Source organism: Streptomyces cylindrosporus (assembly GCF_022698165.1).
GTDB classification, from domain to species: domain Bacteria; phylum Actinomycetota; class Actinomycetes; order Streptomycetales; family Streptomycetaceae; genus Streptomyces; species Streptomyces cylindrosporus.
The window spans coordinates 205005-219864 of record NZ_JALDAY010000001.1; the positions used below are offsets into that span (position 1 = coordinate 205005).

At 72.7% G+C, this 14860-nt stretch carries 9 protein-coding genes; 8 read left to right on the plus strand and 1 reads right to left on the minus strand.

Annotation, left to right across the window (positions count from 1 at the left end):
- The first annotated feature begins 30 nt into the window (after window positions 1-30).
- The 8 genes from MQP27_RS00910 (at window position 31) to MQP27_RS00945 (ending at window position 13620) form a co-directional block, all read left to right on the plus strand.
- Entirely contained in the window at window positions 31-795 is a 765-nt protein-coding gene (locus MQP27_RS00910) for a TIGR03936 family radical SAM-associated protein (RefSeq protein WP_242759163.1), read from the plus strand.
- Window positions 796-1066: 271 nt separating this feature from the next.
- Window positions 1067-5164 (plus strand): Rne/Rng family ribonuclease, encoded by a 4098-nt coding sequence (locus MQP27_RS00915; RefSeq protein WP_242759166.1) that lies wholly within the window; start codon window positions 1067-1069, stop codon window positions 5162-5164.
- A 436-nt stretch (window positions 5165-5600) separates the two neighbouring features.
- Window positions 5601-6716 carry a DegT/DnrJ/EryC1/StrS family aminotransferase gene (locus tag MQP27_RS00920; RefSeq protein ID WP_242759169.1) on the plus strand — a complete coding sequence of 372 codons (1116 nt, stop codon included), beginning with the start codon at window positions 5601-5603 and terminating at the stop codon, window positions 6714-6716.
- Entirely contained in the window at window positions 6713-7738 is a 1026-nt protein-coding gene (locus MQP27_RS00925; protein ID WP_308289899.1) for a Gfo/Idh/MocA family protein, read from the plus strand. The genes MQP27_RS00920 and MQP27_RS00925 overlap by 4 nt, the downstream gene beginning before the upstream one ends.
- Window positions 7728-9314 carry a glycosyltransferase family 4 protein gene (locus MQP27_RS00930; RefSeq protein WP_242759183.1) on the plus strand — a complete coding sequence of 529 codons (1587 nt, stop codon included), beginning with the start codon at window positions 7728-7730 and terminating at the stop codon, window positions 9312-9314. Before MQP27_RS00925 ends, MQP27_RS00930 begins: the two co-directional genes overlap by 11 nt.
- Window positions 9311-10960: a glycosyltransferase family 2 protein gene (locus tag MQP27_RS00935; protein WP_242759194.1), complete on the plus strand. Its 1650-nt coding sequence runs from the start codon at window positions 9311-9313 to the stop codon at window positions 10958-10960. Before MQP27_RS00930 ends, MQP27_RS00935 begins: the two co-directional genes overlap by 4 nt.
- A 9-nt stretch (window positions 10961-10969) precedes the next feature.
- Complete coding sequence (locus tag MQP27_RS00940) at window positions 10970-12253, plus strand: nucleotide sugar dehydrogenase (protein ID WP_242759203.1); 1284 nt, start codon at window positions 10970-10972, stop codon at window positions 12251-12253.
- Window positions 12254-12330: 77 nt separating this feature from the next.
- A complete protein-coding gene (locus MQP27_RS00945; RefSeq protein ID WP_242759205.1) occupies window positions 12331-13620 on the plus strand; it encodes a hypothetical protein in 1290 nt (429 codons plus the stop codon).
- 565 nt (window positions 13621-14185) lie between these two features.
- Here MQP27_RS00945 and MQP27_RS00950 read toward each other — a convergent pair.
- On the minus strand, window positions 14186-14788 hold the full coding sequence (locus MQP27_RS00950; protein WP_242759208.1) for an acyltransferase: 603 nt from the start codon (window positions 14786-14788) through the stop codon (window positions 14186-14188).
- Window positions 14789-14860: the final 72 nt, after the last annotated feature.

A 14860-nucleotide genomic window follows, 5' to 3' on the forward strand; every position in this document is an offset into this window, starting at 1 on the left:
CAGCCCGAAGGCCCGCCGCCCGCACCCGCGGTGCAGCGCATCCGACTGCGCTACACCAAGCGCGGCCGCCTCCGGTTCACCAGCCACCGTGACTTCCAGCGCGCCTTCGAGCGTGCGCTGCGCCGCGCCGAGGTGCCCATGGCGTACTCGGCGGGGTTCACGCCGCATCCGAAGGTGTCGTACGCCAATGCCGCACCCACCGGCACGGGCAGTGAGGCGGAGTACCTGGAGATCGCCCTCACCGAGGCGCGGGACCCGGAGAAGCTCAGGCTCCTCCTCGACGAGTCGCTGCCCGCCGGGCTCGACGTCGTCGACGCCGTCGAGGCCCGGACCTCCGGGCTCGCCGACCGGCTCACCGCCTCCGTGTGGGAGCTGCGGCTGGACGGCGTGGCGCCGGCGGAGGCCGAGCGGGCCGTCGCCGCGTTCAACGCCGCCGAGGCCGTGGAGGTCCAGCGCACGACCAAGAACGGCGTCCGCACCTTCGACGCCCGGGCCGCGGTCGTACACCTGGAAACGCACAATGAAACGGCTGATAGGCCGACCGACCAGCCCTGTGCGATACTGCGGCTGGTTGTTCGGCACGTGACGCCTGCCGTACGACCCGACGACGTCCTGTCCGGTCTTCGCGCCGTGGCCGACCTGGCGCCGCCGGTCGCCGCAGCGGTGACCAGGCTGGCGCAGGGGCTGTTCGATGAAGAGACCGGCACGGTGACCGACCCGCTCGCGCCCGACCGCGAGGCAGCGACGGCCCTACCCACGGCCGACCCCGCTGCCACCGCGAAGGCGCCGGCGTAAGGAAGGTCCCGCGAAGGACGGACGTCGTAGCGCCGCCCTCGTACTCGGGAGCCACCTGGGTCGGGCAGCGCACCGACCAGAAGACTTTCGCCAGGCCGTACGCAACATGGCGTACGGAACCGGCGAGACAGGACACAGAGAGCTTCCGTGCGGCGCCCGCGCCCCGAACGGCGGCACCGCGCAACGCGCGAGCCGCGGACGTCAACGGCGATCGAGTCATCGACGCCGGACCGGGCGCGGCGCCCGGGAGCCTGACGGGAGATAAGCCCGCATGCTCGAACCGACCGAACCCACAGAGGGTTCCGAACTGAACACTCCCAGCGACACCCTGCCGCCGCGTCGTCGGCGCCGTGCCGCTTCACGCCCCGCGGGTCCGCCCGCCGGGGCCGCCTCCGCAGCGCCGGAGGAGATCACCGAGTCGGCCATACCGGCTGACGACGAGAAGAAGGCCGACGAGGCTGAAGAGGTCGCCGAGGTCGAGGAGGCCGCCGAGGTCGAGGAGGCCGCGGAGGCGGTTGTCGTCGCCGAGGCGCCTGCCGAGGAGGCCGCGCCCGCCGGGCGTACGCGTCGTCGTGCGACGCGGCGTGCCTCGGCGCCTGCCGGGGCTCCGGCTGCCGCCGAGGTCGTCGAGGTCGTCGAGACCGCGGTGCCGGCTGCTTCCGGGGACAGCGTCGAGGAAGCGGCGGCCGAGGTCGTCGCCGAGACGCCCGCTGTCGCGGAGGAGGCTGCGCCCGCGCGTACGCGTCGTCGTGCGACCCGCCGGGCTTCCGCGCCTGCCGGGGCGCCGAAGGCCGCCGACACCGACGAGGCCGCGCCGGTCGCGGAGGACGCGGCGGCTGCCGTGAGCGAGGCTCCCGCCGCTGCCGCCGAGTCGGCGGTCGTCGCCGAGGCCGATGAGGCTCCTGCCGAGGAGGCCGCTCCGCGTCGTACCCGGCGTCGGGCCACTCGTCGTGTGTCCGCGCCTGCCCAGGCGGAGGGCGCTGTGACCGGCGAGGCCGAGGCCGCCGCCGGTGAGACCGGTGCCGCTGCCGAGGACGCGACCGTCACGCCGGCCACCGAAGAGGCTGCCGCCGCCGAGGCCGACACTGCTGCTGCCGAGGCCCCTGCCGTCCGTGCCGCCGAGTCCGCTGACGCTGAGGCCCCCGTCGCTCGTGCCGCCGAGTCCGCTGCTGCCGAGGCCCCTGCCGCTCGTGCCGCCGAGTCCGCTGCTGCCGAGGCCCCTGCCGGTCGTGCCGCCCGATCCGCTTCTGCCGAGGAGGCTGTCATCGAGGACGCCGCTCCCCGTCGTACCCGTCGTCGGGCCGTTCGCAAGGCCGCTGTCGGGTTCTCCGAGCCCGAGCGGGGTGCCGGGGCCGACGAGGTCGAGGACGAGGGGCCGCGGCGGCCGGCGCGGCCTGCCGTCGCCGTGTTCCAGGCACCCGTGTTCACCGAGCCGAGGTTCCAGACGCCGGAGCGGGCCGCCGCCGAAGCGGCCGCAGAGGTCGAGGTGGAGGTCCCGGAGGTCGAGGAGCCGGCGGAGGAGCAGGGCGGATCGCGGCGCCGGCGTCGGCGCCGGGGCGCTGCCTTCGGCGAGGACGCCGAGCCGCAGGCCGCCGTCGAGACCGTGGCCGAGGACGAGGCCGAGGCCGAGGAGCCGGCCGAGGACGCCGGTGAGGACGAGGCGGAGGCCGAGGAGACCGGTTCGCGCCGCCGCCGTCGCCGTGGTGGCCGTCGCCGTCGCCGGGGCGAGTCCCCCGAGGCCGCCGGTGACGACGAGGACTCCGACGAGGCCGCCGCCGAGCAGGCCGAGCAGGATGCCGAGGACACCGCCGAGCAGGAGGAAGAGGACGAGGACGACGCCCGCGACGAGGCCGGGGGCTCCTCCTCCAGCAGCCGTCGGCGCCGTCGGCGCCGGCGTCGCGCCGGTGACTCCTCCGTGGACACCGAGCCCGGTGAGGGCGACCCCGAGCGCACGGTCGTCAAGGTCCGCGAGCCCCGCCCGAAGGCCGAGCCCTCCGACGAGGTGCAGTCGATCAAGGGGTCGACCCGTCTGGAGGCCAAGAAGCAGCGCCGCCGGGAAGGGCGCGAGCAGGGGCGCCGGCGCGTCCCGATCATCACCGAGGCCGAGTTCCTCGCCCGCCGTGAGGCCGTCGAGCGGGTGATGGTCGTCCGGCAGAGCGGCGAGCGCACGCAGATCGGCGTCCTGGAGGACGGCGTGCTCGTCGAGCACTACGTCAACAAGGAGCAGTCGACCTCGTACGTCGGGAACGTGTATCTGGGCAAGGTCCAGAACGTGCTTCCCTCCATGGAGGCCGCCTTCATCGACATCGGCAAGGGGCGCAACGCCGTCCTGTACGCCGGTGAGGTCAACTTCGAGGCGCTGGGCATGGCCAACGGGCCGCGCCGCATCGAAAGCGCCCTGAAGTCCGGGCAGTCCGTGCTCGTCCAGGTGACGAAGGACCCGATCGGGCACAAGGGCGCCCGGCTCACCAGCCAGGTCTCCCTCCCGGGCCGCTACCTCGTGTACGTCCCCGAGGGCTCGATGACCGGGATCAGCCGCAAGCTGCCCGACACCGAGCGGGCCCGGCTGAAGACCATCCTCAAGAAGATCGTCCCCGAGGACGCGGGCGTCATCGTCCGTACGGCCGCGGAGGGCGCCTCGGAGGACGAGCTGCGCCGTGACGTCGAGCGGCTCCAGGCGCAGTGGGAGGACATCCAGAAGAAGTCGAAGAACGGCAACGCCCCGACGCTGCTGTACGGCGAGCCGGACATGACCGTCCGGGTCGTCCGCGACATCTTCAACGAGGACTTCACCAAGGTCGTCGTCAGCGGTGACGACGCCTGGGAGACCATCCACGGATACGTCTCGCACGTCGCGCCGGACCTCGCCGACCGGCTGTCGAAGTGGACCTCCGAGGTCGACGTCTTCGCCACGTACCGGATCGACGAGCAGCTCGCCAAGGCCCTGGACCGCAAGGTCTGGCTGCCCAGCGGCGGTTCGCTGGTGATCGACCGGACCGAGGCGATGGTCGTGGTCGACGTCAACACCGGCAAGTTCACCGGCCAGGGCGGCAACCTGGAGGAGACGGTCACCAGGAACAACCTGGAGGCGGCCGAGGAGATCGTGCGTCAGCTGCGGCTGCGCGACCTCGGCGGCATCATCGTCATCGACTTCATCGACATGGTGCTGGAGTCCAACCGGGACCTGGTGCTGCGGCGCCTGCTGGAGTGCCTGGGCCGGGACCGGACCAAGCACCAGGTGGCGGAGGTGACCTCGCTGGGGCTCGTGCAGATGACCCGTAAGCGGGTCGGGCAGGGGCTGCTGGAGTCCTTCTCCGAGACCTGCGTCCACTGCAACGGCCGCGGTGTCATCGTGCACATGGAGCAGCCGACCTCCGCCGGTGGCGGCGGCAAGCGCAAGAAGCGCGGGCGCGGCGGCGACGGGCACGAGCATGTGCACGAGGCCGCGGTGGCCGTGGAGGCTCCCGAGGTCGAGGAGACCGAGGCGGAGGTCGCCGCGGAGGTGGCCGAGCCGGTCGCGCTGGCCGCGCCCTCCTTCGCGCCCGACGAGGAGCTGTACAGCAGCGTCGCCGAGGCGGAGGCCGCGGTGCGCGGCGGTCGCAGTCGGCGCCGGTCCGGCCGTAGGGCCTCGGCCCCGGCGGGTTCGCCGAAGGGGCGGGCCACGCGTCCGGAGAGCGAGCACGCCGACGCCGGGCACGGCGACGCGGACGCCGCCGAGGTGCCGACCGCTCAGGACGTCACCGTCGCCGAGGAGACCGCGCGTCCGGTGCAGCCGGAGACGGCCGCCGAGGTGCGGGCCGAGCCGGTCGCGGCGGAGGACCCGGTCGCCCAGGCCGCGCCCGCCGTCGAGGAGGCCGCGCCCAAGGGCCGTACCCGCCGCCGTGCCACCCGCAAGGTGTCCGCGCCGGCCGGGTCGCCCGCCGGGGCCGAGGCCGCCGTGGTGACGGTCGCCGAGACCGCGCCCGTGGCGGAGCCGCAGCCGGCCGAGGAGGTTGCCGCGCCCGTCGCCGAGCAGCCCGAGGCGCCCGCCGAGAGCGCCGCTCCGGCCCGTCCGCGGCGCCGTGCGGTGCGCAAGGAGACCGCGCCCACCGCGTCCGAGGAGGCGGCCGTCGTGGTCGTCCCGTCCACCACCGAGGCCGGCGAGGCCGCGGCGGAGGGCGCCGAGGAGGCGGCTCCGGCCAAGAAGACGGCCCGTAAGACGGCCAAGAAGGCCACCGCGAAGAAGGCCGCCACCAAGAAGACGGCGGCCAAGAAGACGGTCGCGAAGAAGGCCACGTCGAAGAAGACCGCCACCAAGAAGGCGGCGGCCAAGAAGACGGCGGCCGCGCAGCAGAGCGCCTCGTCCGTCTCGGCCTCGACGGAGGACTGACCTCCGCACCCGCGGCGAAGCGGGAACGGCAGCGGCGCGGGCGTCCGGCACACCACCGGGCGCCCGCGCCGTCGTATGACCGTCTTCCCTTTTGCGTCACGCTGTGTGCACCTGAAGGTCGCGCTGTGTTTCTCCTGTGACGGAGGCAACGGGCGAGGGTGATTTCACTGTCGTAACGCCCAGGAAAATTGCCGACCAAGTGCTGGTAACGTGCGGATGAGTTGAACAGCCGATGAGCACACCGGCCCTCGGCGCCGGGCACGGCTGACTTCCCGCAAGGAACCCTCGTGGGGGCGGGGTCCTGTGTACGAACCGTCCATCCGCCCACAGGCGGCCATGGACAACCTGGGATGCGGCCGTGCTGTACATCGACATGGTCCTTCCCGACGGCATGAGTGGTGCGCCCTTGAGGTCGCCGTAGAGGAGGGGGATGTCGATGACTGACGCCCATGAGTTCATACCGGCCGCGAGACCTGTGATCGGCGAGGACGAGATCGAGGCCGCGGTGCGCGTACTGCGCAGTGGCATGGTCGTCCAGGGTCCGGAAGTGGCCGCTTTCGAGGAGGAGTTCTCGGAGCTGGTCGGGGGACGTCACTGCGTGGCGGTCAACTCCGGCACCTCCGCCCTCCACCTGTCGCTGCTGGCCCTCGGGCTCGGCCCGGGCGACGAGGTGATCGTCCCGTCGTTCTCCTTCGCGGCCTCCGCGAACGCCGTTCGACTGGTCGGCGCCGACGTGGTCTTCGCCGACATCGATGCCGACACCTTCTGCCTGGACCCCGCCGCGGTCGAGGCGGCCATCACGCCGCGCACCGCCGCGATCATGCCGGTCCACCTCTACGGCCACCCCGCCGCCATGGACGAGATCCTGGCGATCGCCCGCAAGCACGGCCTCGCCGTCGTCGAGGACGCCTGCCAGGCCCATGCCGCCGCGCTGCACGGCATCCCGGTCGGCGCCTTCGGAGCGGTGGGCACCTTCAGCTTCTACCCGACGAAGAACATGCACAGCCTCGAGGGCGGCATGATCTCCACCGGTGACGCCGAGACCGCCCGCACCCTGCGCCTGCTGCGCAACCAGGGCATGGAGCAGCGCTACGCCAACGAGATCGTCGGCGCCAACGTGCGGATGACGGACGTCTCCGCCGCGATCGGCCGCGTCCAGCGCGGCAAGCTCGCCGGCTGGACCGAGCAGCGCATCGCCAACGCCGCCTACCTCACCGAGCACATCAGCGCGGAGAACGTGGTCACGCCGAAGGTCGCCGAGGGCGCCCGGCACATCTACCACCAGTACACCGTGCGCATCCTGGGCGACCGCGAGGCCGCCATGGCGAAGCTGACCGAGGCCGGCATCGGCAACGCCGTCTACTACCCGACCCCCATCCACCGGCTGAAGCCGTACTGGGAGCCGGACCAGAAGGCCGGACGCACCTGGGACCTGCCGGAGACGGACCGCGCCGCCGCCGAGGTCGTGTCGCTGCCCGTCCACCCGTCGCTGTCCACCAGCGACCTCGACCGCGTCGTCGCCGCCGTCAACACCCTGGGGGAGCAGCTGTGAGCACCGGGAAGGCGCTGCGCGCGGGACTCGTCGGACTCGGTTCCATGGGCCGGCACCACGCCCGGGTCCTGGCCGGTCTGGAGGGTGTCGACCTGGTCGGCGTCGTCGACCCGATGGGCGACAAGTTCGGCGCCTCCCAGGGGGCGCCGATCCTGAACACCGTCGAGGAGCTCATCGCCCTCGGCGTCGACTACGCGGTCGTGGCCTGCCCCACCCACCTCCACGAGGAGGTCGGCCTGGCGCTCGCCGAGGCCGGGGTGTGCGCGCTCATCGAGAAGCCGGTCGCGGAGACCGTGGAAGGCGCCCGCCGCCTCGTCGACGCCTTCGAGTCGCGCGGGCTGGTGGCCGGCGTCGGCCACATCGAGCGCTGCAACCCGGCGCTGCGCTCCCTGCGCGCCCGCCTGGAGGCCGGTGAACTCGGTGACGTCTACCAGGTGGTGACCCGCCGCCAGGGCCCCTTCCCGCACCGCATCGCGGACGTCGGCGTGGTCAAGGACCTCGCCACCCACGACATCGACCTCACCGGTTGGGTGCTCGGACGCCAGTACGTGTCGATCGCCGCCCACACCGTCTCCAAGAGCGGCCGTAGCCACGAGGACATGGTCTCCGCGGTGGGCCGCCTCGACGACGGCACCATGGTGAACCACCTGGTCAACTGGCTGAGCCCGCTCAAGGAGCGCTTCACCTCGGTGACCGGCGAGCGCGGCTGCTTCATCGCCGACACTCTCACCGCCGACCTGACCTTCCACTCCAACGCCGCGGTCACCACCGAATGGGAGGCCCTGCAGGCCTTCCGCGGGGTCTCCGAGGGCGACATGATCCGGTACGCCATCCCCAAGCGCGAGCCGCTGCTGGTCGAGCACGAGCTGTTCCGGGACGCGGTGCTGGGCAAGGACGCCGACATCTGCACCCTGCGCCAGGGCATGCGCACCGTGCAGGTGGCCGCGGCCGTGCTGGAGTCGGCGATACACAACCGCAGCGTTTCCCTTCAGGCGGAGGACCTGGCAACACATGGCAGCTGAGAAGACGCCGGCGCGGCCCGCGGTGCGTGGACGCATCGTCATGCTCGTCGACAACGGGGTGAACGGCGACTCGCGCGTGCAGAAGGAAGCACGCTCGGCCGCCGACGCGGGGTGGGACGTGATCCTGCTCGGCAAGGGGAAGGCGAAGGCGAAGAGCGAGATCACCTGGGAGATCGGCAAGGCGCAGGTGCGTCTGCTGCCGGTGCCCAATCCGCTGCACCGCCGCCGTCACGAGTACCGCCGGGCCGTACTGCGCTCGCCGCTGGCCTACAAGCCGGGGCCGCTGGCCTCGTACCGCAGGCAGAAGATGAAGGCCTGGCGCGCCGACCTCAACGTCCGGCTGATCCTGGCCCGGCAGGAGGGCTCGTTCCTCACCCGGCTGCGCCTGGTGCTGCCGCGGCTGGCGTCCCGGTTCATGCAGTCCTGGGTGAACCTGCGGTCCCGGAAGACCGCCGAGCTGGACCGGCGCCGCAAGGAGATGGACGGCCCGCTGGACCGGTTCACCACCGCGTTCTGGCAGAAGACCATGGGCAACCGCAGCTGGCGTCGGCTGGAGCCGCACCTGTGGGACCTGGAGCTGGCGTACGGCAAGGTCATCGACGAGCTCGAGCCCGACCTGATCCACGCCAACGACTTCCGCATGCTCGGCGTCGGCGCCCGCGCCGCGCTGCGCGCCCGGGCCCGGGGCGGCAAGGTCAAGCTGGTGTGGGACGCGCACGAGTTCCTGCCCGGCATCAAGCCGTGGAACCCGCACCCGCGCTGGCACAAGGCGCAGTGCGCGCACGAGCTGGAGTACTCCCGGCACGCCGACGCCGTCACCACGGTGTCCTCCACGCTCGCCGAGATGCTCCAGGAGCGCCACGGGCTCAAGGAGCTTCCCTCGGTCGTGCTCAACGCGCCCGACGCGGAGCTCTCCCCGGAGCAGGCCGCGGAGCCGGTCCCGGACCTGCGCGAGCTGTGCGGCATCGGCCTCGACGTGCCGCTGACGGTGTACAGCGGTGCCGCCGCCCCGCAGCGCGGCCTCGACATCATGGTCGAGTCGCTGCCCCAACTGGCCGACGTGCACACCGCGTTCGTGGTGCTGAACACCGAGTCCGAGTACATGCGGGGCCTGCGCGAGCGCGCCGAGGAACTCGGCGTCTCGGACCGGCTGCACATCCTGCCGTACGTGCCGCACTACCAGGTGGTGCGCTTCCTCGCGGGGGCGGACCTCGGGGTCATCCCGATCCACCACTGGCCGAACCACGAGATCGCCCTCATCACCAAGTTCTTCGAGTACTCGCACGCCCGGCTGCCGCTGGTCGTCAGCGATGTGAAGACCATGGGCGAGATGGTCGAACGCACCGGCCAGGGCGAGGTCTTCAAGGCCGAGGACGTCGAGGACTACGTGCGCGCGGTCAAGTCCGTGCTCGGTGACGCGGAGCGCTACCGCAGCGTGTACGAGAAGGACGGCCTGCTCGACGAGTGGACCTGGGAGGCCCAGGCCGAGCGGCTGGACGCGGTCTACACGCGGCTGGTGCCCGGCAGCGCGGTCCGCCCGGCGGCCGAGCGCGGACGGGTGGAGGCGGGAGCATGACCGGCAGACCGGACGTCAGCGTCGTCGTCGCGGTGTACAACACGATGCCCTACCTCACGGAGTGCCTGGACTCCCTGATCGGGCAGAGCATCGGGCGGGAGCGCCTGGAGATCGTCGCCGTCGACGACGGCTCCACGGACTCCAGCGGCAAGGAACTGGACCGGTTCGCCGCGCTCTACCCGGACACCGTCAAGGTGATCCACCAGGCCAACTCCGGGGGCCCGGCAGCGCCCAGCAACCGTGCGCTGGACGTGGCCACCGGCCGTTACGTCTACTTCATCGGCTCCGACGACCACCTCGGCGAGGAGGCCCTGGAGCGCATGGTGAAGTGCGCCGACGAGAACGACTCGGACGTCGTCGTCGGCAAGATGGTCGGCACCAACGGCCGGTACGTGCACCAGGCGCTCTACAAGGAGAACCTCGCGGACGTCAGCCTGTACGACTCCGCGCTGCCGTTCACCCTGGCCAACACCAAGCTGTTCCGGCGGGACATGGTGGAGAAGTACCACCTGCGCTTCCCCGAGCACCTGCCCGTGGGCAGCGACCAGCCGTTCACCATCGAGGCGTGCGTGCGCGCCCGGAAGATCTCGGTGGTGGCCGACTACACCTGCTACTACGCGGTCAAGCGCGGCGACGCCAGCAACATCACCTACCGCGCCGACCATCTGGCGCGGCTGCGGGCGGCGGCCGAGATCGTGGACTTCACCGCCGGTCTCGTCGAGGAGGGCCCGAAGCGCGACGCCGTGCTGCGCCGGCACTTCACCTGGGAGCTGGCCAAGCTGGTCCAGGACGACTTCCCGTCCCTGGACCGGGACCTGCAGCGCGAGCTCTGCTCGGGCATCGGCCGGCTCGCCGACGCGTACTTCACCGACGGCATCCGGGACGCCATGGACGTCAAGCGCCGGGTGCGGATCGCACTGGCGCGGGCCGGGGCGGTCGACGAGCTGGCCCGGGCGATCTCCTCGGAGAAGGAGCACGGGGCACCCCCGTTCGTCGTGGAGGGGGAGCGCGCCTACGCCCGCTACCCCGGCTTCCGCGACCCCCGCGTCGGCGTGCCCGACCGGGTGTACGAACTGGTCGGGGAGGCCGTCCCCGGTCGCCTCGCCAAGGGAACCCAGCTGCTGTCCTCCGCGTGGGAACAGCAGGGCGAGCAGCTCGCCTACACGGCGTTCGTACGGCTGCCGGTCCTCGGCGAGGTCGAGGGCGCCGGCGCGGCACTGCGCCTGGTCAAGGGCGCGATGCCCAAGTCTGCCGACAAGGCGGGCGCCCGCAGGCTGCCGCCGGAGCACGAACTCGCGTCCGTGGTGGGCGAGATGAGGCTGGAGCCGTCCGCCGACGGCGCCGCCACGGTGCTGCACGCCCGTGCCCCGCTGGCGCAGGTCACCGGCAAGTTCGGCGTGCGGGTGTACCTGGACGTGGCCGGTTCGACGTACGAGATACCCGTGCGCGGCAAGGGGCTGCCCATGCCGCTGGCCCGCAGGTGGGGCCGGGACGACGACCCGTACCGGGCGTCGGCCCTGGTCAACCCCAAGGGGCGGGTCGTGGTCGACACGGCGCGGATGTACCCCCCGAAGCCGACCGCGGCTCAGCGGGTGCTGGCCGGCCTCGCCCGGATATCGAAGTCCCGTTCCAAGAGGAAGAAGTAGCGACCCTCCATGAACATCTGTGTAGTAGCGCTCGGCAAGATCGGGCTTCCGCTGGCGGTGCAGTTCGCCGCCAAGGGCCACCGGGTCATCGGCGCGGACGTCAACGAGAAGGTCGTCGAGCTGGTCAACGCCGGCGTCGAGCCGTTCCCCGGCGAGCACGACCTGGACGTCAAGCTGAAGCAGGCGGTCGACGCCGGTCTGCTCAGCGCGACCACGGACACCGCGTCCGCGGTCGCCGAGTCCGAGGCCGTCGTCGTGGTCGTCCCGCTGTTCGTGGACGCCGAGGGCGTCCCGGACTTCGGCTGGATGGACGCGGCCACCAAGGCGATCGCCCAGGGTCTGAAGCCCGGCACGCTGGTCTCGTACGAGACGACCCTCCCGGTCGGTACCACCCGCACCCGCTGGGCGCCGATGCTCGCCGAGGGCTCGGGCCTGACCGCGGGCGAGGACTTCCACCTCGTCTTCTCCCCGGAACGCGTCCTCACCGGCCGGGTCTTCGCCGACCTGCGCCGCTACCCCAAGCTGGTCGGCGGCATCGACGAGGCCTCGACGGCCCGCGGTGTGGAGTTCTACGAGCAGGTCCTCGACTTCGACGAGCGCGCCGACCTGCCGCAGCCCAACGGGGTGTGGGACCTGGGCACCGCCGAGGCCTCCGAGCTCGCCAAGCTGGCCGAGACGACCTACCGGGACGTCAACATCGGTCTGGCGAACCAGTTCGCGCGCTTCGCCGACAGCAACGGCATCGACGTCAAGAAGGTCATCGAGGCCTGCAACTCGCAGCCGTACAGCCACATCCACCAGCCGGGCATCGCGGTCGGCGGCCACTGCATCCCGATCTACCCGCGGATGTACCTGTGGAACGACCCGTCCGCGACCGTGGTGCGCTCCGCGCGTGAGGCGAACGCCGCGATGCCGGAGTACGCCGTCGACCTGCTCGCGGCGGCCTACGGCGACCTGACCGGCGCGAACGTCCTCGTCCTGGGCGCGGCCTACCGCGGCGGCGTGAAGGAGACGGCCTTCTCGGGCGTCTTCCCGACCGTCGAGGCGCTGAAGGCGCGCGGCGCGGTGCCGCTCGTCTCGGACCCGATGTACACGGCCGAGGAGCTCGCCGCGCACGGTCTGACCCCGCACGCGGGCGAGAAGGTCACCGCGGCGATCCTCCAGGCCGACCACGCCGAGTACCGCACCCTGACCCCGGCCGACCTGCCGGACGTCACGGTCCTCGTCGACGGGCGCCGTACGACGGACCCGGAGGCGTGGAAGGGTGTGCGCCGGGTGGTCATCGGCGGCTGACCAGGCTCGTCGTAGGATGCGGCCCCGGCCACTCGGCCGGGGCCGTCGTCTTCGTGACTCTCGGGGGTGCCCCTGCCATGCCGGGTGAGCTGTCCGTCCGTAGCGAGCCCGCGGTGGCGCGCACCACCCGGATGCCACCCCGGCTGCGGGCCGCCGTCCTGCCGCTGCTGGTCTGTGTCGTGTACGCCGTCCTGCAGCTCGCCGCCGGTCCCCGCTGGACGCTGTTCCCCGACTCCTACCGGTACGCCCGCGCCGCCGAGCAGTACCTGGGCGCCTCCCGGGAGGAGGCGCACCGCACGGCGCTCGCCGCGTACTGCGCGAGCCGGGCGAGCCGTGAGGCGCACGAGGCGCGGCTGCAGCCGACGAACCGCAAGAGCGAGCGGGCGCTTCGGGCCGCGGCCGAGCGCAGCTGCCTCGACCGCTGGGCGGACGCCCGGGACATCACCACGGCGGACCCCCGCTACCAGGCCATCTTCGCCGCCCGCCCCGCCTATCCGCTGCTCGCGGCGCCCTTCGTCGCCGCCTTCGGTGTGCTCGACGGCATGTGGCTGCTCGGCCTGCTCACCGCGGCGGGCGGCTCCCTGCTGGTCTTCGGGCTGCTGCGGCGCGGGGCGGGGGTGGGCCGGACGGCCGCCCTCACCGGGCAGGTGGCGTTCCTCGCCAGTCCGCTCGGCTGGTGGAGCGACCAGGCCCTGAGCGAGGGGCTGTTCACGATGTGCGCGCTCGGCGTGCTGTGGGGCGGGCTGGTGCTGTTGCGCCGCCGTTCCCTGCCGAAGGCGGCGGCCGTCATGGTCCTGGCGTACGGGGTGGGGGCGTTCACCCGGTACTCGTCGGTCCTCGTACTGGCCGCGTTCGTGGCGGCCGTCGCTACGGGTGCCCTGCTGCTCCCGGGGCGGCTGCGGCACCGGGGGACGGCCGTACTGGCGGGGGTGTCGGCGGTGGCCGCCGCGTCGGTCGCCGTGTCGATGAAGGTGCTGGCGCTGCCGTCCGCGCAGGTGACCCTCCAGGACACCTTCACCCACCACTTCCGGCTGCGTGAGGTGGCCGACCCGTGGGGCGAACTGCTCGCCCTCGCCGGCCGGTTCTGGCGCGACTGGGCCGCGCAGCAGGCCGCCCTGCCGTACTTCCTCGCCCTGACCGCCCTCGCGGCCTGGGCGCTTTTCCGGTACGGCGAAGGGCTGGGCCTGCTCGCCGCGGCGACCGCGCTCAGCGGGGCGTTCGTGGTCACCAACCACCCCCTGATCCAGGAGGCGGACCGGCTGGGTGCGCTGATGTGGATACCGGTGGTGCTGGGGCTGCCGCTGGCGGTGGACCGGCACTGGGTGTGGCGCCGGGCGGGTGAGCCGGTGGCCGGTTTGGTGGGCTGAGGGCGGGTGCGGGTGGGGCGGCGCGCCGGTTTGGTGGGATGAGGGCTGGGTGCGGGTGGGCCGGAGGCTGGCTCGGTGGGCTGAGGGCGGGTGCGGGTGCGGGTGGGGGCGGAGTCCGGCTTGGTGGGCTGAGGGCGGGTGCGGGTGGGGGCGGCGCGCCGCTTTGGTGGGCTGACAGCTGGGTGCGGGTGGCGCGGTGCGGGGCTCGGTGGCCTGGGCTCAGGTGAGCAGGGCGTTCGCCCCTCGCGCTGCGTTCACGTGAGCCGGAGCAACCGCCCGGCGGGCCGAGCCCGGCGGCTGGTCAGGAGCCCCGCCCGCTTCCTCAGCCGACGCGCTGGTCCCAGGCCGACGCGCCCGGCTGCTCGGGCCGCTTGCTCCCTGCTTGGACCGGTCGCTCCTACTTGGACCACCCGCTCCTGCTCGGGTCGCTCGCCCCCTGCTGAGACCGCCCGTTGGCTTGGGCCGCTCGCCCCCTGCGTGGGCCGCCCGCCTCCCGCTCGGGTCGCCCGCCTCCCGCTCGGACCGCCCGTCCCTTGCTCCGACCGCTCGGCCGCTCGCCCCCCGCTCAGACCGCCCGCTCGCTCAAGACGCCGTCCTTCTCGTCGTACAGCTCGCCCGTCCTCGGGCACTCCCACACGCCGCTCTCACCCTCGCGCTCGGTCAGGCGGACGCCCGCGCGGCCGACCCAGCCGATGCGGCGGGCGGGGACGCCGACCACTAGGGCGAAGTCGGGGACGTCCTTGGTGACGACCGCGCCCGCGGCGACCATCGCCCAGCGCCCGATCGTCAGCGGCGCGACGCACACGGAGCGCGCTCCGATCGACGCCCCGTCGGCGATCTTCACGCCGACCGCCTCCCAGTCGCCGCCGCGCTTCTGCTTGCCGTCGGGGTCCACGGAGCGCGGGTTGTGGTCGTTGGTGAGGACCACGGCCGGGCCGATGAAGACGCCGCTGCCGAGCTCGGCCGGTTCGTAGACCAGCGCGTAGTTCTGCAGCTTGCAGTTGTCGCCCATCCGCACGCCCGAGCCGACGTACGCGCCCCGGCCGATCACGCAGCCCTCGCCGAGCCGGGCGTCCTCACGGATCTGCGCGAGGTCCCAGACGCTGCTTCCGGCGCCGATCTCGGCGCTCTCGTCGACCTGCGCGCTGGGCTGGACCCTGTAGTTCACTCGTTCGCCTTCCGGTGTCTGTCCTGCGTCCCCGGCGAGCATACGCGGACACCCAAGTGCCCCTTGATGTTG

Excerpts from the sequence above, each read along its gene's own strand:
- MQP27_RS00935 (WP_242759194.1), top strand. The coding sequence starts at position 9,311 with ATGACCGGCAGACCGGACGTCAGCGTCGTCGTCGCGGTGTACAACACG.
- MQP27_RS00930 (WP_242759183.1), top strand. The coding sequence starts at position 7,728 with ATGGCAGCTGAGAAGACGCCGGCGCGGCCCGCGGTGCGTGGACGCATC.
- MQP27_RS00915 (WP_242759166.1), top strand. The coding sequence starts at position 1,067 with ATGCTCGAACCGACCGAACCCACAGAGGGTTCCGAACTGAACACTCCC.
- MQP27_RS00920 (WP_242759169.1), top strand. The coding sequence starts at position 5,601 with ATGACTGACGCCCATGAGTTCATACCGGCCGCGAGACCTGTGATCGGC.
- MQP27_RS00940 (WP_242759203.1), top strand. The coding sequence starts at position 10,970 with ATGAACATCTGTGTAGTAGCGCTCGGCAAGATCGGGCTTCCGCTGGCG.
- MQP27_RS00945 (WP_242759205.1), top strand. The coding sequence starts at position 12,331 with ATGCCGGGTGAGCTGTCCGTCCGTAGCGAGCCCGCGGTGGCGCGCACC.